This is a genomic window from Stenotrophomonas sp. YJH_SMC_53 (genome assembly GCF_059369995.1).
Genome location: NZ_JCAFTF010000001.1, coordinates 511318 through 532523, shown reverse-complemented (window position 1 = coordinate 532523; position 21206 = coordinate 511318). Strand labels below are relative to the sequence as shown.

The 21206-nt window shown below is 66.3% G+C and carries 16 protein-coding genes; 7 read left to right on the top strand and 9 right to left on the bottom strand.

Annotated elements, in window-relative coordinates:
* Positions 1-374 precede the first annotated feature (374 nt).
* Entirely contained in the window at positions 375-1139 is a 765-nt protein-coding gene (locus tag AC5P7X_RS02410; RefSeq protein ID WP_053498485.1) for an alpha/beta fold hydrolase, read from the bottom strand.
* Between the two features lie 93 nt (positions 1140-1232).
* Between AC5P7X_RS02410 and AC5P7X_RS02405 the strand changes: the two genes are divergently transcribed.
* Complete coding sequence (locus AC5P7X_RS02405) at positions 1233-2006, top strand: AraC family transcriptional regulator (RefSeq protein WP_206620366.1); 774 nt, start codon at positions 1233-1235, stop codon at positions 2004-2006.
* A 125-nt stretch (positions 2007-2131) separates the two neighbouring features.
* On the opposite strand, the gene AC5P7X_RS02400 is transcribed toward AC5P7X_RS02405, so the two are convergent.
* From AC5P7X_RS02400 to gmk, 8 genes are all read right to left on the bottom strand, one after another.
* Entirely contained in the window at positions 2132-3409 is a 1278-nt protein-coding gene (locus tag AC5P7X_RS02400; protein ID WP_095379067.1) for a citrate synthase, read from the bottom strand.
* A 296-nt stretch (positions 3410-3705) separates the two neighbouring features.
* The gene (locus AC5P7X_RS02395) at positions 3706-3948 is read right to left on the bottom strand and encodes a type B 50S ribosomal protein L31 (RefSeq protein WP_005410871.1); all 243 of its coding nucleotides are present in this window, start codon (positions 3946-3948) and stop codon (positions 3706-3708) included.
* 88 nt (positions 3949-4036) lie between these two features.
* Positions 4037-4975, bottom strand: a complete 939-nt coding sequence (locus tag AC5P7X_RS02390) for a nucleoside hydrolase (protein WP_346607682.1) — start codon at positions 4973-4975, stop codon at positions 4037-4039.
* Positions 4976-5389: 414 nt separating this feature from the next.
* Positions 5390-7501: an ATP-dependent DNA helicase RecG gene (recG, locus tag AC5P7X_RS02385; protein WP_005418953.1), complete on the bottom strand. Its 2112-nt coding sequence runs from the start codon at positions 7499-7501 to the stop codon at positions 5390-5392.
* Positions 7502-7508: 7 nt separating this feature from the next.
* A complete protein-coding gene (locus AC5P7X_RS02380) occupies positions 7509-7895 on the bottom strand; it encodes a RidA family protein (protein WP_005418954.1) in 387 nt (128 codons plus the stop codon).
* 146 nt (positions 7896-8041) lie between these two features.
* A complete protein-coding gene (locus AC5P7X_RS02375) occupies positions 8042-10204 on the bottom strand; it encodes a RelA/SpoT family protein (protein ID WP_005418955.1) in 2163 nt (720 codons plus the stop codon).
* Positions 10205-10310: 106 nt separating this feature from the next.
* Entirely contained in the window at positions 10311-10610 is a 300-nt protein-coding gene (rpoZ, locus tag AC5P7X_RS02370) for a DNA-directed RNA polymerase subunit omega (RefSeq protein ID WP_005410877.1), read from the bottom strand.
* Positions 10611-10720: 110 nt separating this feature from the next.
* A complete protein-coding gene (gene gmk, locus AC5P7X_RS02365; protein WP_005410878.1) occupies positions 10721-11386 on the bottom strand; it encodes a guanylate kinase in 666 nt (221 codons plus the stop codon).
* 290 nt (positions 11387-11676) lie between these two features.
* On the opposite strand from gmk, the gene fdnG reads away from it, so the two are divergent.
* The 6 genes from fdnG to selB all read left to right on the top strand — a co-directional run bounded on the left by fdnG (position 11677) and on the right by selB (position 21206).
* Positions 11677-14745 carry a formate dehydrogenase-N subunit alpha gene (gene fdnG, locus AC5P7X_RS02360; protein WP_495214373.1) on the top strand — a complete coding sequence of 1023 codons (3069 nt, stop codon included), beginning with the start codon at positions 11677-11679 and terminating at the stop codon, positions 14743-14745.
* A gap of 10 nt (positions 14746-14755) precedes the next feature.
* Complete coding sequence (fdxH, locus tag AC5P7X_RS02355; RefSeq protein WP_053500839.1) at positions 14756-15673, top strand: formate dehydrogenase subunit beta; 918 nt, start codon at positions 14756-14758, stop codon at positions 15671-15673.
* Positions 15670-16317, top strand: coding sequence for a formate dehydrogenase subunit gamma (locus AC5P7X_RS02350; RefSeq protein ID WP_005418959.1), 648 nt, complete (start codon positions 15670-15672; stop codon positions 16315-16317). The genes fdxH and AC5P7X_RS02350 overlap by 4 nt, the downstream gene beginning before the upstream one ends.
* A gap of 549 nt (positions 16318-16866) precedes the next feature.
* On the top strand, positions 16867-17850 hold the full coding sequence (gene fdhE, locus AC5P7X_RS02345; RefSeq protein ID WP_495214372.1) for a formate dehydrogenase accessory protein FdhE: 984 nt from the start codon (positions 16867-16869) through the stop codon (positions 17848-17850).
* Between the two features lie 3 nt (positions 17851-17853).
* On the top strand, positions 17854-19278 hold the full coding sequence (gene selA, locus AC5P7X_RS02340) for an L-seryl-tRNA(Sec) selenium transferase (protein WP_495214371.1): 1425 nt from the start codon (positions 17854-17856) through the stop codon (positions 19276-19278).
* Complete coding sequence (selB, locus tag AC5P7X_RS02335; RefSeq protein WP_346608079.1) at positions 19275-21206, top strand: selenocysteine-specific translation elongation factor; 1932 nt, start codon at positions 19275-19277, stop codon at positions 21204-21206. The genes selA and selB overlap by 4 nt, the downstream gene beginning before the upstream one ends.

Here is a 21206-nt window from a genome sequence, read left to right as displayed (position 1 = left end):
AAGGGGGAATATGAAAGCTCCCCTCCCCAAGGAGAAAAGGGAGGGGAGCATCGCCCGCGGGGATGGGTGCGGGCGACGGAGAGAATGTTAGAAATCCATTGCCATGCAGGCCATTCAAGCATTCCTAAAACGTTGAACGTTAAGGGGAATTCTTGAATTCGCTCAATGTTTGAGAGTTATGCAATTTCCCTCATCGGTTCAATGCAACAAACCTCATTGCTTCGCTTTTGTAGAGTCGAGCCGCGCCGAAGAATATGTGGGCGCCCTCCAGATGAACGCATCGCCATGCGCACGGAACCTGCCGCCGGGCCAAGGGCATGATTCGCGCTCGACTGCTTTTCGCGCCAGACGCGCGAGTCAACTGCCAGTCGACGCTACCTCCCGGGCAACGACAACAGGAAGCACTCCATGGCCGCCACCAATGCCAAAGGTGCCTCATTCATCGGGTAGTGCCCTGCACTTTCGATGACCTCCAGCGTTGCGTGGCGATAGCGGCACAGATAGGCCTTCTCCATCAGTGATCGGTTGAACGTTGGATCATTCCCACCCACCACCACCTTCAACCGATGTTCACCAACGATCTCATTGCTGAAATCCGTATCTGCCCACGCGGAAAGATAGGCAGCAAATGCGCCGGGCGCGGAGCACTCCATTGAGTAGCCGGCCTTCCAGTCCAACCAGGTCGCAGGCAGACGCCCGCCGCTGCTGCGATCGATGATGGCCCGCCGGGTGGCGAGGCTGCCCGCGGCACTCTCCAACAGGCGCCGCGTGGGCGCGTCATAGGCAATACCGCCGCAGGGAACGGGCGCGATGGCCAGCATGGATCGCACACGCTGTGGCGCGAGCACAGCAATGCGCTCGATCGCCATGCCTCCCATGGAATGCCCCATCACGCTGAAGGTGTCGATCCGCAGCGCATCGGCGAGCGCCAACGCATCATGTGCCACCTCGTCGATGCTGTACTGGCCCGCCGCATCCTGCATGCCGCCGTAGCCACGGCAATCCATGAAGACGTAGCTGAAATGATCACGCGACAGCCACGGCTCGATCGGCTCGAACGCATGCGCGTCACCGAACCAGCCATGCAGGACCAGGACGAAGTGAGGCCCCTGCCCCACGCGATGAAAAGTGTTGGCCATGAAGAATCGCCGCATTCGGAAGGAGAACTGATGCTAGGCAGCGCACGCCCGGCCCGCCGTCGATGGCGGGTCAACCGCTATAGAATCCGGGCCATGCGCAACTCGCTGCTCGATCCCTACGAAGACCTGCCGCGCGATGTCGTGGTCACCTCGAACGACTACGCGGCCGCGTCCACGTTTCCCCGGCACGCCCATCGACGTGGTCAGTTCGCATTCGCCGCGCGCGGGACCATCAGCGTGACGACTCCGCAGGGTCGCTGGCTGGTGCCGCCACGGCGCGCCTGCTGGGTGCCGGCCGGGATGGCCCATGAGATGACGATGCGCGGGCCGGTGACGATGCTCAACGCTTTTCTTTCGATCGAGGCCGCCGCCGCCGTGGCACTGCCGGCGCACTGCCGCGTGTATGCGGTCTCTCCCCTGTTGCGGCAGCTGCTGGAGGATGCGGTGGACCTGCCAGCGCTGTACGACGAGAACGGGCGAGCGGGCAAGCTGATGCAGTTGCTGGTGGCGGAGATCGCGTCGATGTCCACGCTTTCCCTGCACGCGCCATTGCCTGCCGATGCACGCCTCGCGCGCGTCTGCCGGGCGCTGTTCGATGCGCCTTCGCTCGCCATTGGGCTTGATGAGGTGGCTGCGGATGCGGGCATGAGCCGTCGCACGTTCACGCGGATGTTCCGCGCGGATACCGGCGTGAGTTTTTCCGAGTGGCGGCAGCAGGTGTGCCTGCTGGTGGCCATCGAACGATTGGGGCAAGGGCAAGCGGTGACACGCGTGGCACTGGATCTGGGATATGCGAGCCCGAGTGCGTTTTCTGCGTCATTCCGGCGTGTGCTGGGGAGTCCGCCGAGCCAGTATTCAGAGGTGTAGTGCCGGATGGATGTTTGGTTGCCGTGCGGACCAACGGCCCGCAGCCACCCTCCGCCGAGCGCGATCGGGGCAAAAAAAAACGCCCCGCGGCTGCGGGGCGTTTTCAGCACAACCTACGCGGGCGATCAGCCCTGGTAGTCGCGCACGTCGCTGCCGGTGTAGACCTGGCGCGGACGGCCGATCTTCATTTCCGGATCGACCTGCTGTTCCAGCCAATGCGACACCCAGCCGGAAGTACGGCCCAGGGCGAACATGACGGTGAACATTTCGGTCGGGATCTGCAGCGCCTTGTAGATGATGCCGCTGTAGAAATCGACGTTCGGGTACAGCTTGCGGGCGACGAAGTACTCGTCCTGCAGCGCAGCCTGTTCCAGCTTCACGGCCACGTCCAGCAGCGGATCCTGCACGCCCAGCTGCTTGAGCACCTTGCTGGTCATCTCGCCGATGACCTTGGCGCGCGGGTCGAAGTTCTTGTAGACGCGGTGGCCGAAGCCCATCAGGCGGAAGCCGGAGGTCTTGTCCTTGGCCTTGACCACGGCGGACTCGACGTTGTCGGCAGTGCCGATCTCTTCCAGCATCTTCAGCACGGCTTCGTTGGCACCGCCGTGGGCCGGACCCCACAGCGCGGTGACGCCAGCGGCGACCGACGCGTACGGGTTGGCACCGGTCGAACCGACCAGGCGCACGGTCGAGGTCGAGGCGTTCTGCTCGTGGTCGGCGTGCAGGATGAACAGCAGGTCCAGCGCCTTCACCACGTCCGGGTTCAGGTCGTACTGGCCGTCAGCGGACTCGAAGGTCTGCTTCAGGAAGCGGCTGACGTAGTCCAGCGAGGTGTCCGGCTTGTTGGCCGGCAGGCCCTTGCCGTGGCGGTAGATCAGCGCCGACAGGGTCGGCACCTTGGCGATCAGGCGCACGGCGGCCTTGCGGCGCTGCTCGGCGTCGGACAGGTCCAGCGAGTCGTGGTAGATGGCCGACAGCTGCGCGATCGCGGCCGCCAGGATCGCCATCGGGTGGGCATCCTTGGCGAAGCTGCCGATCAGGGTGTTGATCGAATCGTCGACGTTGGCTTCGGCGGTCAGCTCATCGGTGAAGGCCTTCAGCTGCTCGGCGCTCGGGCGCTCGCCGTTGATCAGCAGGTAGGCCACTTCGACGTAGCTCGACTTTTCCGACAGCTGTTCGATCGGGTAGCCGCGGTACAGCAGCACGCCCTTGTCGCCGTCGATGTAGGTGATGGCGGACTTGCAGCTGGCCGTCGCGGTGAAGCCGGAATCGTAGGTGAAGAACCCCGTTTCCTTGGTCAGCTTCGCGATGTCGACGCAGTCGTTGCCAAGGGTGGGTTTGATGACGGGCAGAACGACGGACTTATCGCCGGCGTTGAGCGTGACCTGATCAAGATCGGACACTGTGTGCGCTCCTTCATGGGAAGGCGCCTGCCCAAGCGCATTGGTCAGGCACGTGAATGACGTCCTCGGCCTGTGCCGGGGATCATGTCATTATCGCACAGCAGCATTTGTCGGGTGCTAGACGGAAGTCGTATACGACAGGCGGCCAGACACAGGCCGTTGAGCGGCCCGGATCGGCAAAAGCGTTGTCACACGAACGCAGTGTTCCGTCCATCCAAACGCCCGTTGGGTTGGCGTTGGGGAAAAACAAACGGCCGCGCAGAGCGCGGCCGTCGGTTCGAAGCTGGATCGACAGATCAGCGCGCGTAGCGCTTCTGGAACTTGTCGATACGGCCCGAGGTGTCGATGACCTTGTGCTTGCCCGTGTAGAACGGGTGCGAAGCAGAGGAAATTTCAACCTTGACCAGCGGGTATTCGTTGCCGTCTTCCCACTGGATGGTTTCCTTCGTCGCCATGGTGGAGCGGGTCAGGATCTTGAAATCGGAGGTGACGTCATGGAAGACGACGTCGCGGTAGTTCGGATGGATATCGGCCTTCATGGGCTCACACCGTAAATGGGCTGGTGGTCAAGAGCGGCATTATAAGCACCGGTTGCCGCTCGGGGCAACCGGTGGCGGGCAATCGAGGTCAGTCCGCGCCCAGGGCCTGGCGCACCAGGGCCTCGAAACGCTGCTGGTCGTAGGCGATCAGCAGATCGCAGTTGTCCGGCTGGCCGGTCTGGCGGTTCCAGTCGACGATGGTGGCGCCGCGGCTGAACGTGCCATTCAGCTCCACGTTCAGCGGCCGTGACTCGACCTGCAGCTGCCCTTCCGGATTCAGCGCCCACGCCATGGCCACCGCATCGGCGGTATACCAGCGGCCGCCCTTGGCATCTTCCGACAGCGCGCGGGTCTTGCGCGAGATCAGTTCGTAGAAGCGGGCGCGGTCGGAATCGGCCTGCAGCCATTTCTCGGCGTCCTCCAGCGGCAGGCCGTGGGCAACGGTCGCCTCCCAGTCCGACACCAGCAGGTGCTTGAACGAGGTGAACACCACGTGCGCGGCTTCCGGATCGAAGGCGATGTTGAATTCGGCTGCCGGGGTGATGTTGCCGTGGCAGGTAACCGCGCCACCCATCACCACGATGCGCTTGATGCGCTGGGGCAGGGTCGGGTCCAGCTTCAGTGCCAGCGCCAGATTGGTCAGCGGGCCCAACATCACCAGCATCAGTTCGCCGGCGTGTTCGTGCGACAGGCGCAGGATGGCCAGGGCAGCGTGCTCGGCCTCGGCCTGGCGGCTCGGCGGCGGCAGGTCCACGTCGCCGTAGCCATCACGGCCATGCACGTGGGCAGCGTCAACGGAGGGATGCAGCAGCGGATCCGGGCTGCCGGCAAACACCGGTACGTCGGGCCGGCCGACGATGTCACAGAGCTTGAGGGCGTTGCGGACGGTGTATTCGAGGCCGACATTGCCGGCGGCGATGGTCAGGGCGACCACGTCGTGCCGTTCATCGGCAAAGGCCATCAGCAGGGCCAGGGCGTCGTCCACACCGGGATCGGTGTCGATCAACAGGGGGATCTTGTGGGTCATCGTTGCCGTCTTCAGATCGGCAACGAAGTGTGGACCGGGATGATGACCGTTGCAAGTACGGAGGTTGGGGTTCGGCAGGGCTGCGCCCTGCACCCGCAGAGGCAACATCAACAGCAACGGCAAAAGCTGGTTTCCTGGGGGAGGCCGGGGTGGATCCGGTTGCGGGGGACGCCGTAAACCCGTCCATGGGGGCTTGGCCGCGGCATCCATGCCGCGGACACCCCCGCAACCGGACCCACCCTGCCTTCGACAGATCGCTACCGCTGTTGGTAGGTGTCGACCTTGGTCGACACATCCACGCGATGCGTGGATGAACATGGAAATGATCAAAAGCGCTGTCTGTAGCGTCGAACCATGCTCGACTCCCGCGCGCAGCGCGAACGGCAGCCGAGCATGGGCTCGGCTCTACAGGGATCAGGCCGAGGCGTAGCGCACCGCGGTGCCGATCCAGCGCTGCACCACGCGATCAGCCAGGGCCGGTTGCTGGGCCAACAGGCGCTCGGCCAATTCATGCACGCCGGGCAGCAGGCCAGCGTCGCGGGCCAGGTCGGCAATGCGGAAACCGGCCAGGCCGGTCTGGCGCGTCCCGAGCAGTTCGCCGGGGCCGCGCAGTTCCAGGTCCTTCTCGGCGATGACGAAACCATCGTTGGTTTCGCGCATGGTCTGCAGGCGCTCACGCGCCATCTGCGAGAGTGGTGCTTGGTACAGCAGCACGCAGCGCGACACTGCCGAACCACGACCGACGCGACCGCGCAGCTGGTGCAGCTGAGCCAGGCCGAGACGTTCGGCGTTCTCGATCACCATCAACGAAGCATTCGGTACGTCCACACCCACTTCGATGACCGTGGTCGCGACCAGCAAGTCGATCTCGCCGGCCTTGAACGCCACCATCGTCGCCAGCTTCTCGGCGGCCTTGAGGCGGCCATGCACCAGCCCCACGCGCACGCCGGGCAGCAGCGCCTGCAGCGATTCGTAGGTGGCCTGCGCCGGGGTGGCATCCAGTTCTTCGCTTTCCTCGATGAGCGTGCACACCCAGTACACCTGCCGCCCTTCCTGGCAGGCCAGCGCAATGCGCTCGATCAGTTCCGGGCGACGGTCATTGTTCAAGGCCACGGTCTGCACAGGGGTGCGGCCCGGTGGCAGTTCGTCGATGGCCGATACATCCAGGTCTGCGTATTCGGACATCGCCAGCGTGCGCGGAATCGGCGTGGCGGTCATCACCAGCTGGTGCGGCACGCTGTTGCCGCCCGCGCCCTTGTCGCGCAGCGCCAAGCGCTGGTGCACGCCGAAGCGGTGCTGCTCGTCGACGATGGCCAGCGCCAGGTCCTGGAACACCACCGCCTCCTGCATCAGCGCGTGGGTTCCGACCACCACCTGCGCTTCGCCGTTGGCGACCTGCTCCATCACTTTGGCGCGCGCCTTGCCGGTGACCTTGCCGGCCAGCCAGGCGATGCGCACGCCGAGCGGTTCCAGCCAGCCACGCAGATTGTTGAGGTGCTGCTCGGCCAGCAACTCGGTGGGGGCGGCCAATGCGACCTGCTTGCCCTGCTCCACCGCCAGCATGGCGGCCAGCGCGGCCACCACCGTCTTGCCGGAGCCGACGTCGCCCTGCACCAGCCGCAGCATCGGGCTGGGCCGCGCAAGGTCCTCACGGATCTGCTTGAACACGCGTGCCTGCGCGCCGGTCAGCGCGAACGGCAACTGTTTCAGCAGCGCCTTGGCCAGTTTTCCGGGGCCGGCCAGCGGCGGCGCATGGTGCGCCTGCAATGCAATACGCTGGCGACGCAGGCTGAGGTGATGGGCCAGCAGTTCTTCCATCGCCAGGCGACGCTGCGCCGGGTGGGTACCAGCCGCCAACGCGGCCAGATCGGCATCCGGCGGTGGCCGGTGCACGGTCAGCAGCGCGCTGCGCAGCGGCGGCAGGCCCAGGCCATCGAGCCAACCGTTGGGCAGCAGTTCCAGCGTGCTTTCCTCGGGCAGGCGGTCCAGCGCCTGGCCGATCAGCTTGCGCATGGTCATCGGGCCGACCCCTTCGACGGTGGGATACACCGGGTCGAGGCGGTCGCCGAGTTCGGGATCGTCGTTGCGGCCCAGCACCTGGTAGCTGGGATGGACGATTTCCAGGCCGAGGTGGCCGGGCTTGGGCGTGCCGAAGCAGCGCAGCCGGGTGCCGACCGCGAACTGCCCGACCTGCTGCTGGCGGAAGTGGAAAAAGCGCAGCACCAGGGTGCCCTGCCCTTCGTCTTCCACCGCCACTTTCAGCATCGGCCGGTAGCGCATGCCACGCTCGACCGCGACCACCCGCCCTTCCACCTGCGCCGGCACGCCGTTGCGCAGGTCTTCGATGCGGGTCAGCCGGGTCCGGTCTTCATAGCGCAGCGGCAGGTGAAGCCAGAGATCCTGCAGGGTGGCCAGGCCACGTGCCTGCAGTTTGGCGGCCACGGCCGGACCGACGCCGGCAAGCATCGCCAGGGATGCTTCGCCGGACGGTGACAGGACCGGGGTGACCGCCGCCTTGCGTGCCACGTGGCGGTCAGTCGATGACCATCACCGCGTCGACCTCGAAGCTGGCGCCCTTCGGCAGGCCGGAGACTTCGATGGTGGAACGGGCCGGGTACGGGGCCTGGAAGTAGTCCTGCATGACCGCGTTGACCTTGGCGAACTCGCCCAAGTCGGTCAGGTACAGGCCCAGGCGCACGACCTTGTCCAGCGAGCCACCCGCCGCTTCGGCCACGGCCTTGAGGTTGTCGAAGGCGCGGCGGGCCTGTGCTTCGACGTCACCGGCGCCGACGATGTCGCCGGTGGCCGGGTCAAGCGGGATCTGGCCGGAGAAGTACACGGTGTTGCCGGCGCGCACGGCCTGCGAGTACGGGCCGATGGCGGCGGGGGCCTTTTCGGTGTTGATGATCTGGCGGGACATGGGTCGCTCCGGTGCTTGGGGAAAACAGAGCGGTGATTGTACCGGCTGGGGGTGATGTCGGCTGGGGTCGGATCCGTTTCCTGGCGGGAAACGGATCCGACCCCGTGCGTCGTGTGCGCGGAACGTCATCCACGCATGGCGTGGATCTACTGGCGGCGTACCGATTGCACGACCGACAGGCGGCGCAGGCGGCGCATCACTTCGGCCAGGTGGTTGCGGTCGCGCACCTGGATGTTGAACGCCAGCACGGCGGCGTTGAAGTCGCGGTCCAGGTAGTCCACGCGTTCGATGTTGGAATGGCTCTGTGCGATGGCGGCGGCCAGCTGCGCCAGCACGCCGGTGCCGTTCTCCACTTCCACCACCAGCGAGGTGTCGTAGTCGCCGGAGACGGTGGTGTCCCAGCCGATCGGCACCCAGCGCTCGGGCGACTTGCGCAGCTCGGCCAGGTTCGGGCAGTCCATCCGGTGCACCACGATGCCCTTGCCGGCGGTGTGGTAGCCCATGATCTCGTCGCCGGGAATCGGCTGGCAGCAGCCGGCGAAGGTGACCACGCCGCGCTCGCTGCCGTTGATCAGGATCTTCTCCTGCGAGTGGTGGCGTGAATGCGGGCCGCCACGCAGTTCGGCGTAGGCCATCAGCGCCTGCGCGGCCTGGGTCGGCATCCAGTTGCCCAGTGCGACCTCGGCCAGCAGCGCTTCCAGGCGCGGGAAGCGGTGTTCGGCCAGGAACGCATCCAAGCGGCCTTTCGGCAGGCGCTCCAGCGACGAATCCATCGCTTCCAGCGCGCGGTCGAGCATGCGATGGCCGAGCTGCACGGCATCTTCGTGCTCCAGCTGCTTGAGCTGGTGGCGGATGGCGGTGCGTGCCTTGCTGGTCACCACGAATTCCAGCCACTGCGGTTTCGGCGTGGCCGAGCGCGCGGTGATGATCTCCACCGACTGGCCCGACACCAGCTTGGTGCGCAGCGGCACCAGTTTCTTGTCCACGCGCGAAGCCACCGCCATGTTGCCCACGTCGGTATGCACGGCGTAGGCGAAATCGAGCGCGGTGGAGTTGCGCGGCAGGGCCAGGATCTTGCCCTTCGGGGTGAACAGGTAGACCTCGTCAGGGAACAGGTCGACCTTGACGTTGTCGAGGAATTCCAGCGAGGAACCGGCGGCGCGCTGCGAGTCGATCAGCTCGACGATCCACGCATGGGCACGGCTCTGTGCGCTGTTGGGCGAATCGCCGCCGAACTTGTAGGTCCAGTGCGCGGCCACGCCGCGTTCGGCGATCAGGTCCATTTCCTCGGTACGGATCTGCACTTCGATCGGCGAGCCATACGGCCCGAACAGCACCGTGTGCAGCGACTGGTAACCGTTGGCCTTGGGAATGGCGATGAAATCGCGGAAGCGCCCATCCAGTGGCTTGAAGGTGGCGTGCACCGAGCCCAGCGCGTGGTAGCAGCTGGGCACACTGCGCACGACCAGGCGGAAGCCGAACACATCCATCACCTGGTCGAAGGATTTGTTCTCGTCGCGCATCTTGTTGTAGATGCTCCACGGGGTCTTGATACGGCTGATCAGCCGATGCTCGATGCCCTCCTTGGCCAGGCGCTGCGACAGCTGCACTTCCACCTGCGCCATCGCTTCGCGGCGCACCACCGGCTGGCTGCGGATGTGTTTTTCGATGATGGCGTGGCGCCACGGGTAGAGCGCCTTGAACCCCAGGTTCTGCAGCTCGCTCTTGACCAGGCTCATGCCCAGGCGCTGGGCGATGGGCGCGTAGATCTCCAGCGTCTCGCGGGCGATGCGGCCACGCGCTTCGCGGCTCTGCGCGCCCAGCGTGCGCATGTTGTGCAGGCGGTCGGCCAGCTTGATCATGATCACGCGCAGGTCGCGCGACATCGCCAGCAGCATCTTGCGGAAGCTCTCGGCGGCCGCCTCCTGGCGGTCACGGAACTTCAGCTTGTCCAGCTTGGTGACACCGTCGACCAGTTCGGCCACGGCTTCGCCGAACTCGGCGGCCAGCGCCTCGCGGGTCAGCGGGGTGTCTTCGATGGTGTCGTGCAGGATCGCGGCGATCAGCGCTTCCACGTCCAGGCCGAGTTCGGCCAGCACCTGGGCCACGGCCACCGGATGGGTGATATAGGGCTCGCCCGACTTGCGCGTCTGCCCAGCGTGCGCGGAGGCCCCGACTTCCCAGGCACGGCGCAACAGCGGCAGCTGTTCCGGCGGCAGGTAATGGGCGGCGCGTTCGAGCTGGAGGACGTAGTCGGGTACGGCGGCAGTGGGGGCTGCGGCGACCTTGGCAGTGGGGCCTGGGTTCATGCCCGAAGCCTATTCCAGCGCGACGTTTACGGCAAATCCTGAATGCGAAACAGCCCGCACGGGGCGGGCTGTTCGGTGTGTCCAACGATTACGTTGATCGATGCGATCAATCGTCGTTCTTGGACATGTCTTCGTCGGCGACCACTTCGGCGGCAGCCCACTCCAGCGCTTCGCGCTCGGCGCGCTCACGCTCGGCCTTTTCGACTTCGTCGATCAGGGCGTTGTCGATCTTGCGGGCGGCGATTTCGCGCAGCGCCAGCACGGTCGGCTTGTCCTCGGTCTCGCTGTTGTCCAGCGTGGCCTGCACGCCGTTGGCGAGCTGACGGGCACGCTTGGAAGCCATCATGACCAGTTCGAAACGGTTGTTAACGACTTCCAGGCAATCTTCTACGGTGATGCGGGCCATACGGGCTCCCGGCGACCGGTCGGCCGCTCAGTCGAATGAGGGAAAGGGGACGGAGTGTACTGGCAGGGGCTGGACAAAATCAAGCCAACCCCTACCCGATTCTTTTGGAATCAGTCAGTTGCACCCGGATCGGGGGTCAGCAGCGCCTGGATCAGGCCGGCGTGGCGGACCTTCTGGGCCTCCCGGCGCAGGCGGCTGGCAGTGAAGATGGCGCACAGCTCGTCCACGGCAGTGTCGAACACCTCGTTGACGATGACGTAGTCGAACTCGTTGAAGTGCAGCATTTCATCGCGGGCCGCGCCCAGGCGCTGGGCGATGACCGCCTCGCTGTCCTGGCCGCGCTTGCGCATGCGGTCCTGCAAGGCCTGCTTGGACGGCGGCAGGATGAACACGGTGACCGTGCCCGGCACCAGCTGGCGCACCTGCTGCGCGCCCTGCCAGTCGATCTCCAGCAGCACATCCTGGCCGGCGGCCAGCTGCGGCTCCACCGACTGCCGGGCCGTGCCCTTCCAGTCGCCGTGCACCCAGGCGTGCTCGAAGAAGTCGCCGGCGGCGATCATCTGCTCGAACTTCTCGGCACTGACGAAGTGGTAATGCTGGCCGTTCACCTCACCGGGGCGCATCGCGCGCGAGGTGAAGGAGATCGACAGGGCGATCTGCGGGTCACGGGCCAGGGTGGCATTGACGATGCTGCTCTTGCCGGCGCCGGACGGGGCGGCAACGATGTACAGCGTGCCGCGCGCAACGGCGTCCGACGGCTTCGACGGGGCGCTCATGCGCGGAACCCAATTGGTTGATTTCGCAAAATTTTTCCTCGGTGTTCCAGATCCGGCGCGGAGGATCGCGCCAGGACGGCGGGGGCTGCGCGGAACATCCTGGGACCAGGCCCGGCAGACGCTTCCCCAGGGGGCGGGCACGCAACTTTACCAGAGCAGGCCCTTTCCGGGCCCGTCCGGCAGGCGCCGCGCCTTGTGCCACATGGGCATCCGGGGGCCTGTGCTATAACCGGCCCGTACCCAACGACAGCCCGGAGGCCTGCGCCTCCCCGCCATCCCAGGAGAACGGCATGCCATCGATGAGCCGCCGCCAGTTCCTGAAAGTGACCGGGACAACCCTGGTCGGCTCCAGCCTGGCATTGATGGGCTTCGCGCCCGGCATCGCGCTCGCGGAGGTCAGGCAGTACAAGCTGACCCGCGCGACCGAGACCCGCAACACCTGTACCTACTGTTCGGTGGCCTGCGGCATCCTGATGTACAGCCTCGGCGATGGCGCCAAGAACGCCGAGCCGAGCATCTTCCATATCGAGGGCGACCCGGACCATCCGGTCAACCGCGGCACGCTGTGCCCGAAGGGTGCCGGCCTGGCCGACATCATCCACAGCAAGTCGCGCCTGCTCTACCCCGAGTACCGCGCGCCGGGCTCGAACGAGTGGAAGCGGCTGAGCTGGGACGATGCGCTGGACCGCATCGCGCGGCTGATGAAGGAAGACCGCGATGCCAACTTCGTGCAGAAGAACGAAGCCGGGCAGACGGTCAACCGCTGGCTGACCACTGGCATGCTGGCGGCCTCGGCCACCAGCAATGAGACCGCGGTGCTGACCCACAAGGTCGTCCGCTCCCTCGGCATGCTGGCATTCGACAACCAGGCACGTGTCTGACACGGCCCGACGGTGGCAGGTCTTGCCCCGACGCTAGGCCGTGGTGCGATGACGAATCACTGGGTCGACATCAAGAATGCCGACCTGATCCTGATCATGGGTGGCAACGCCGCTGAGGCGCATCCGTGCGGGTTCAAATGGGTGACCGAGGCCAAGGCCCACAACAAGGCGCGGCTGATCGTGGTCGATCCGCGCTTCAACCGCTCGGCCGCGGTGGCCGATGTGTACGCGCCGATCCGCACCGGTACCGACATCGTGTTCCTGGGCGGCCTGATCAACTACCTGCTGACCGAGGACCGCATCCAGCACGAGTACGTGCTGAACTACACCGACATGTCGTTCCTGGTGAAGGACGAGTTCGCCTTCAAGGACGGCCTGTATTCGGGCTACAACGAAGAAAAGCGCAGCTATGACCGCTCCAGCTGGGACTACGCCTACGGTGACGATGGATTCGTGCGCAGCGATCCGACGCTGAAGGATCCGCGCTGCGTCTACAACCTGCTGAAACAACACTACGCGCGTTACACCGTGGAGATGGTCGAGCGCATCTGCGGCACGCCGGCCGACAGCATCCGCCAAGTGTGGGACATGATCGCGTCCACCGCCGGCAAGGACAAGGCGATGACCATCCTGTACGCGCTGGGCTGGACGCAGCACTCGATCGGCGCGCAGAACGTGCGTGCCGGCACCATGGTGCAGCTGCTGCTGGGCAACATCGGCGTAGCCGGTGGCGGCATGAACGCGCTGCGCGGGCACTCCAACATCCAGGGCCTGACCGACATCGGCCTGATGTCCGACCTGCTGCCCGGCTACCTGACGCTGCCGAAACAGGATGAGCAGGACTACAACGCCTACATCGCCAAGCGCACGCAGAAGCCCCTGCGCGCCAACCAGATGTCGTTCTGGCAGAACTACCCGAAGTTCCACGTCAGCTTGATGAAATCGTGGTGGGGCGATGCCGCCACCGCCGACAACAACTGGTGCTTCGATTACCTGCCCAAGCTCGACAAGCCGTACGACATGCTGCAGGCGTACGAGCTGATGAACGAGGGCAAGATCCACGGCTACATCTGCCAGGGCTTCAATCCTCTGGCCTCGGCGCCGAACAAGGGCAAGCTGATCAGTGCGTTCTCCAAGCTGAAGTTCATGGTCAGCATGGATCCGCTGGAAACCGAGACCATCGCCTTCTGGCAGAACCACGGCGCACTGAACGACGTCGACCCGAGCACGATCCAGACCGAAGTGTTCCGCCTGCCCACCACTTCCTTCGCCGAGGAGAACGGCGCGGTGGTGAATTCCTCGCGCTGGCTGCAGTGGCACTGGAAGGGTGCCAATCCGCCGGGCGAAGCACGCAGCGACATCGAGATCATGTCCGAGCTGTTCCACCGCATCAAAGCGATGTACGAGAAGGATGGCGGTGCGTGGTGGGAGCCGGTACGCGACCTGGCCTGGAAGTATTCCAACCCGGAGCTGCCGACGCCGGAAGAACTGGCGATGGAATACAACGGCAAGGCGCTGGCCGACGTGTTCGATCCGAAGGACCCGACCAAGCTGGTGCGCAAGGCCGGCGAGCAGCTGGCCGCGTTCGGCGACCTGCGCGACGATGGCAGCACGTCCTCCGGCTGCTGGATCTACATCGGCGCCTGGGGCCCGACCGGCAACATGATGGCGCGGCGTGACAACAGTGACCCGACAGGCATCGGCAACACGCTGGGCTGGGCCTGGGCGTGGCCGGCCAACCGCCGCGTGATGTACAACCGCGCCTCGTGCGACGTGGCTGGCCAACCGTTCGATCCACGCCGCACGCTGCTGGCCTGGAACGGCAAGAACTGGGGCAACGTGGACGTGCCGGACTTCAAGGCCGACGAAGATCCTGCCGGCGGGATGGGCCCGTTCATCATGAACCCGGAAGGCATCGCCCGCTTCTTCGCCAAGGCCGGCATGGCCGAAGGCCCGTTCCCGGAGCACTACGAACCGTTCGATACCCCGCTGCGCAGCAATCCGCTCAGCCCCGGCCAGGCCCTGACGCTGAACAACCCCGCGGCACGCGTGTTCGCCAGCGACCGTGCACAGATCGGTTCGCCGGACGAGTTCCCGCATGTGGCCACCACCTACCGCCTGACCGAGCATTTCCACTTCTGGACCAAGCACGGCAAGCTCAACGCCATCATCCAGCCCGAGCAGTTCGTCGAGATCGGTGCGGCATTGGCCGACGAGCTGGGCATCACCAACGGCAGCCGCGTGCGCGTGAGTTCCAAGCGTGGCCATATCGAAGCCGTTGCGGTGGTGACCAAGCGGATCAAGGCCCTGCAGATCGATGGAAAGACCGTGCACCAGGTGGGCGTGCCGATCCACTGGGGCTTCCTCGGTGCGGCCAAGCCCGGATATATCGCCAATACGCTGACCAATGCCATCGGTGACGGCAACTCGCAGACGCCCGAGTCGAAGTGCATCCTGGTCAAGGTCGAGAAGGTGTAGGAGACACGCCATGCCACTGCAATCGCTGGACATCATCCGCCGCTCGGCCACCACCACGCCCTCGCCGGAGGCGCGGGGCGCACACACCGGCCAGGTCGCCAAGCTGATCGATGTGAGCAAGTGCATCGGCTGCAAGGCCTGCCAGGTCGCCTGCATGGAATGGAACGACCTGCGCGACGAAGTGGGCAGCTGCGTTGGCAGCTATGACAACCCGCCCGACCTGAGCGAACAGTCGTGGACGGTGATGAAGTTCCGCGAGTACGAGGACGAGAAGGGCAAGCTGGAGTGGCTGATCCGGAAGGAGGGCTGCATGCACTGCAGCGACCCGGGCTGCCTGAAGGCCTGCCCGTCGCCCGGCGCGATCATCCAGTACGCCAACGGCATCGTCGACTTCCAGGAAGAGAACTGCATCGGCTGCGGCTACTGCGTGACCGGCTGCCCGTTCGACGTACCGCGCATCTCCAAGAAGGACCACAAGGCCTACAAGTGCACGCTGTGTTCGGACCGGGTGGCGGTCGGCCAGGAGCCGGCCTGTGTGAAGACCTGCCCGACCGGGGCGATCACCTTCGGCAGCAAACAGGCGATGACCGAGCACGCCGCCGGACGCGTGGAAGACCTGAAATCACGCGGCTATGAAAACGCCGGCCTGTACGACCCGCAGGGCGTCGGCGGTACCCACGTGATGTACGTGCTGCAGCATGTGGACAAGCCCGAGCTCTACGCCGACCTGCCCAAGGACCCGCGCATCAGCCCGATGGTGGAAGTCTGGAAGGGCGTAGCCAAGCCGCTGGGCGTCCTGGCGATCGCCGCCACGGCCTTTGCTGGCTTCCTGCACTACATCGGCATCGGCCGCAACACGGTCAATGACGAGGAAGAAGAACAAGCCGAGCACGAGGCGAAGAAGATCGAAGAGGAGCAGCGGCCATGAAGTACGCCCCGCACCCGCGGCAGATCATCCGTTACCGCGCGCCGACCCGCATCAACCACTGGATCGTGGCGATCTGCTTCGTGCTGACCGCGCTGTCCGGGCTGGCGTTGTTCCACCCTGCCCTGTTCCCGCTGACCCAGCTGTTCGGTGGCGGACCGTGGACGCGCATCCTGCACCCGTTCATCGGCCTGGCCATGGTGGTGGGCTTTGCGCTGCTGGCGTTGCGCATGTGGCGCGACAATCTGCCGACCGCCGACGACCGCGCGTGGATGCGCGGCATGCGCGATGTGCTGCGCAACGAGGATGAAAAGCTGCCACCGGTCGGTCGCTTCAATGCCGGCCAGAAGCTGCTGTTCTGGGCCATCATCGGCTGCCTGTCGGCACTGCTGCTGACCGGCTTCGTGATCTGGCGGCAGTACTTCAGCCACTTCTTCCCGATCGGGGTGATCCGCTTCTCGGTGCTCGCCCATGCGTTGTTCGGCTGGGTGCTGATCTGCGCGATCGTGGTGCACATCTATGCGGCGATCTGGATCAAGGGGTCGGTGCGGGCGATGACCCAGGGCAAGGTGACCTATGGGTGGGCGTACAAGCACCACCGACAGTGGTTCCGGGACATCCTGCGCGGGCGGCGGGAACAGGGGTAGCGGCAGGGCCTGCGGCCCTGTACCCGCAGAAGCAACGTCAACGTCAAAAGCTGGCTTCCTGAGGAGTTGCGGGGTGGGTCCGGTTGCGGGGGACGCTGCAAGTACCCCTCCGGGGCCCGGCCCAGCCGCTGGCGGCTGTGCGTTCGGGCGCTTGCGAAGCAGTGCTTCGCAAGCAAAGCGCCCTCACCCATGTAAGCTCGGTCGCCGCTTGCTCGTGTGCGCTGTCCCGCGCACACGGCAAGACCGGGGTTGGGCGTCCTGCCCAACCCGCCCGAGGCATGCCTCGGGCCCATGCGGCTCACGCTCCCGCAACCGGACCCACCCCGCCTTCGACAGTTGGCCGCGATCTGTCGGTGGGTGCCGACCGTTGGTCGGCACTGATCGAATCCCGACCAACGCTCGGGATCCACTTTCAACCAACCGATGGGGTCAGATCCGTTTTCCTGTGGAAAACGGATCTGACCCCAACCTTTCAAATGGCCGGCAACACGCTGGACGCCAGCGCCGACAACAGCGAGGATGGAGCCTGGTTCTTCTGGCTGGCCCTGCATGGCGCAACGCATCCTTGGACCCGGTGAGATCGAGACGCTCGCCTCGCGCGATGTGCCGCGCATCATCCTGCCTGATACCGGGTCACTGTTCGCTACGCGCGCGGCACGCCTGCGCAGCCTGGCCGCGCACAGTGCCATCGGTGGCTACCTGCAGCTGCTGGCGGCGCTGGCCGATGCGCAGCAGGCGCTGCTGGATGAGTTGACGCCGCGGCAACGCGAGGGGCTTCAGGCACAGGCGCGCGCGCAGCAGTCAAGCGCGGCGGCTAGCGCCGGCATGCCGTTGCGGCCGGCCAACACACTGCAACTGGATGGGCGCTGGCGCGACTGGCTGCGCACGCTGTGCCGGCACTGTGCCGACGAAACCGGGCTGCCTGTGGAAACCCGGCAGGAACTACAGCGCGTCGCCGCCGCTGATGATGCGTGGCTGGATGCACAGGCGCATGCGGTGCTGGAACGCGATGACGCGCCGTCGGTCGACGCCGTCGCTGCGCTGCTGGTGATGAACGCGCTGCAGGTGTACTGGGCGGTGCTCGCCGCCAGCTTCCATCCGACCGACCTGAAGCCGCTGGCCGATGCGCCAGGGTTGTGCCCGCTCTGTGGCACGCTGCCGGTGGCCAGCGTGGTGCAGGCGCGCCCGCCCTACGCCGCCTATCGCTACCTGTCGTGCTCACTGTGTGCCTGCCAGTGGCATTACGTGCGCGTGCAGTGCAGCCAGTGCGGCGCCGCCGGCAAGGACATTGCCTATCGCGCCCTGGCCGAGGTGGACGGTGACAGCGGCGAGGCGGTGCGCGGGAGTGCGGTGCGCGCCGAGACCTGCGACCACTGCCACAGCTATCGCAAGATCCTGTACCTGGAGAAAGATCCGTCACTGGAGCCGGTGGCCGATGACCTCGGCACGCTGGCGCTGGACCTGCTGCTGGCCGAGGAAGGCTATGCGCGCGCCAGCCAGAACCCGCTGCTGTGGCAATCCGACGGCAACTGACCTATGCCACGCACGCACGCCACGCCGGCATCGGCCGCCGCCCTGCCTTCGCTGGACCGACTGCTGCGCCTGCCTGCGTTGTCGGCCATGATCGAACGCCACGGCCGCAGCCGCATCACCCAACTGCTGCGCGCACACCTGCAGGAACTACGCGACCGTATCAGCGCCGCGCAGCTCTCGGCCGAACGCCTCGAACAGGCCATCAACGGCCCGTCGCTGGTCGCGGCGCTCGGCGCCGCACTGGCGGCCGACGCACGCCTGGAGCTGCAGCCGATGTTCAACCTGACCGGCACCGTGCTGCACACCAACCTGGGCCGCGCGCTGTTGCCCGATGCCGCCGTGCAGGCGGTCACCCGCGCAATGACAGCGCCGGTCGATCTGGAATTCGACATCATCCGCGGCCGCCGCGGCGACCGCGATGCACGGGTGCAGGCGCTGGTCTGCGAACTGACCGGCGCCGAAGCCGCCACCGTGGTCAACAACAATGCGGCGGCGGTCCTGCTGCTGCTCAACAGCCTGGCCAACCGCCGCGAGGTGGTGGTGTCGCGCGGCGAACTGGTGGAGATCGGCGGTGCCTTCCGCATTCCCGATGTGATGCGCAGCGCCGGCGCGCGACTGCTGGAAGTGGGCACCACCAACCGTACCCACCCGGCCGACTTCGCCCATGCCATCGGCGCACGTACCGCGTTGCTGATGGAAGTGCATGCCAGCAACTACACGATCACCGGCTTCACTGCCAAGGTCGACACTGCGGCGATGGCTGCGATCGCGCACGAGCACGGCCTGCCGCTGGTGGTGGACCTGGGCAGTGGCAGCCTGTGCGATCTGGCGGCCTTCGGCCTGCCGCACGAGCCCACCGTGCAGGAAGCACTGGCGGCCGGCGCCGATCTGGTTTCGTTCAGTGGCGACAAGCTGCTGGGCGGCCCCCAGGCCGGGATCATCGCCGGCCGCGCCGACCTGATCGCGCGGATCAACCGCAATCCGCTCAAGCGGGCGCTGCGCATGGACAAGATGGGCCTGGCCGCACTGGAAGCCGTGCTGGCCCTGTACCGCGAACCGGAACGGCTGGCACTGCGGCTGCCGACCCTGCGCAGCCTTTCGCGCCTGCGGGATGACATCGACGAGCAGGCACACCGCCTGCTGCAGCCGATGCGCGCGTCGCTGGCCGCCGACTACGCGCTTGAACGGGCCTCGATGTACAGCCAGATCGGCAGCGGCGCGCAGCCACAGGCGCAGCTGGCAAGCGCCGGACTGCGCGTTACCAGCGCGCGCCGCGGCGGGCTGGATCGCTTGGCCAAGCGCTTGCGCCAGCTGCCGCGACCGGTGCTTGGCCGCATTGCCGATGACGCGCTGTGGCTGGACCTGCGCTGCCTGGAACCCACCGACGAAGCCGCCTTCCTCGCGCAATGGAGCACGCTGCAGGCATGATCGTCGGCACCGCCGGGCATATCGACCATGGCAAGACCAGCCTGGTGCGCGCACTGACCGGCATCGAAACCGATCGCCTGCAGGAAGAGCGCACGCGCGGTATCTCCATCGAGCTGGGCTATGCCTATGTCCCGGTGGAAAGCACAGGCGGCGGGAGTGCCGAGGCGACGCTGGGCTTCGTCGATGTGCCGGGCCATGAACGCTTCGTGCATACGATGGTGGCCGGCGCCACCGGCATCGATGTCGCCCTGCTGGTGATCGCCGCCGACGACGGTGTGATGCCGCAGACCCGCGAGCACCTGGCGATCCTGCAACTGCTGGGCGTGGACCGCGGCGCGGTAGCCCTGACCAAGATCGACCGTGTGGATGCGGCGCGCCTGGCCCGGGTCGAGATCGAGATCGCCGCGCTGCTGGCCGGAACGCCGCTGCAGGATTCCCCCGTATTCGCCTGCAACAGCACCGCACCAGACGATTCTGGCATCAACGCGCTGCGTACCCAGCTGCACGCGTGGGCGTCGGACAACGCCAACACGCGCCAGGCCGAACTGCGCAGCGAGCTGTTCCGCATGCCGGTGGACCGCGTGTTCTCGCTGGCCGGCCACGGCACGCTGGTGACCGGCGCAGTGCACGGCGGCATCGCTGCAGTGGGTGAGCATCTGCAGCTGATGCCGGCCGCCACTGACGTGCGCGTACGCAGCATCCACGCGCAGAACCAGGCCAGCGAACACGCCATGGCCGGGCAGCGCTGCGCGTTGAACCTGGCTGCCATCGCCCGCGACGACATCCACCGTGGCGACTGGATCGCCGACCCGCGCGCCCTGCTGGCGACCCGTCGCGTCGACGTACGCCTGCGGCTTCCCGCACTGGCAACACCGTTGCGCGACTGGGCGCCGCTGCACATCCACTGGGGCACGATGCACCGGCAGGCCCATGTGGTGCTGCTGGAGGACGTCGATCACGGCGACGGACAGTTGGTGCAACTGGTGTTCGATGCACCGGTCTGTGCGATGTGCGGTGATCGCTTCATCGCCCGTGATTCAGCGGCCATCCGCACGCTGGGTGGTGGCATCGTGCTCGATCCGGACCCGCCACAGCGGCGCCGGCGCAGCCAGGCACGGCTCGCCTGGCTGGGCGCACTGGAGCAGCTGGCCACAGGTGCGGGAATCGGCCCGCTGTTGCAGCAGGCTTCCTTCGGCATAGCCATGGCCGCCCTGCAACGCTACTGCCGGCGCGCGGCGGACCGGATCGATCTTCCTGCGGGCACGCGGCGCATCGTCACCCGCGAAGACACGGTGGTCATCCTTGCTTCGCACTGGCAGGCGCTTCGCGAACAGGTGATCACGTCGCTGCGCAGCTGGCACGAGCGACGTCCGGACGAGCCCGGTGTTGATAGCGGACGCCTTCAGCGCAGCACCCTGCCCTCGCTTGCAGCGAGCCTCTGGATCGCGCTTCTCCAGGACCTGCTGGACGACGGCAGCGTGCAGCGCGTGGGCGCCTGGTGGCGCCTGCCCGGCCATGACCATGCGCCACCGGAACGCGAACGGCTTCTGCTGGAACGCGTGCTGCCGCAGCTGCACGCCGGTCGCTTCGATCCACCGTGGGTGCGCACGCTGGCCACCGACGTTGGTCTGGCCGAAGACGAGGTCCGCGCCGTCCTGCGCCGCGCTACCGCGCGTGGCGAACTGTTCCAGGTAGTGCCGGACCTGTTCTATGCACCGGCCCGCATTGCCGAGCTGGCCGCGATCGTCGCGCAGCTGTCGCAGGCCACCGGCACGGTGGATGCGGCCACCTTCCGCGATGCCATCGGCCTGGGCCGCAAGCGCAGCATCCAGATCTTGGAGTTCTTCAACCGCGTTGGCTACACTCGACGCGTCGGTGACCAGCATCGGCCGCGCGGCGACCTGCAGTGGAACGCAGCCCGCGACTGA

Excerpts from the sequence above, each read along its gene's own strand:
- AC5P7X_RS02390 (WP_346607682.1), bottom strand. The coding sequence starts at position 4,975 with ATGACCCACAAGATCCCCCTGTTGATCGACACCGATCCCGGTGTGGAC.
- AC5P7X_RS02410 (WP_053498485.1), bottom strand. The coding sequence starts at position 1,139 with ATGGCCAACACTTTTCATCGCGTGGGGCAGGGGCCTCACTTCGTCCTG.
- AC5P7X_RS02375 (WP_005418955.1), bottom strand. The coding sequence starts at position 10,204 with ATGAACCCAGGCCCCACTGCCAAGGTCGCCGCAGCCCCCACTGCCGCC.
- fdxH (WP_053500839.1), top strand. The coding sequence starts at position 14,756 with ATGCCACTGCAATCGCTGGACATCATCCGCCGCTCGGCCACCACCACG.
- AC5P7X_RS02350 (WP_005418959.1), top strand. The coding sequence starts at position 15,670 with ATGAAGTACGCCCCGCACCCGCGGCAGATCATCCGTTACCGCGCGCCG.
- selB (WP_346608079.1), top strand. The coding sequence starts at position 19,275 with ATGATCGTCGGCACCGCCGGGCATATCGACCATGGCAAGACCAGCCTG.
- selA (WP_495214371.1), top strand. The coding sequence starts at position 17,854 with ATGCCACGCACGCACGCCACGCCGGCATCGGCCGCCGCCCTGCCTTCG.
- fdhE (WP_495214372.1), top strand. The coding sequence starts at position 16,867 with ATGGCGCAACGCATCCTTGGACCCGGTGAGATCGAGACGCTCGCCTCG.
- gmk (WP_005410878.1), bottom strand. The coding sequence starts at position 11,386 with ATGAGCGCCCCGTCGAAGCCGTCGGACGCCGTTGCGCGCGGCACGCTG.
- AC5P7X_RS02380 (WP_005418954.1), bottom strand. The coding sequence starts at position 7,895 with ATGTCCCGCCAGATCATCAACACCGAAAAGGCCCCCGCCGCCATCGGC.
- AC5P7X_RS02405 (WP_206620366.1), top strand. The coding sequence starts at position 1,233 with ATGCGCAACTCGCTGCTCGATCCCTACGAAGACCTGCCGCGCGATGTC.
- rpoZ (WP_005410877.1), bottom strand. The coding sequence starts at position 10,610 with ATGGCCCGCATCACCGTAGAAGATTGCCTGGAAGTCGTTAACAACCGT.
- AC5P7X_RS02395 (WP_005410871.1), bottom strand. The coding sequence starts at position 3,948 with ATGAAGGCCGATATCCATCCGAACTACCGCGACGTCGTCTTCCATGAC.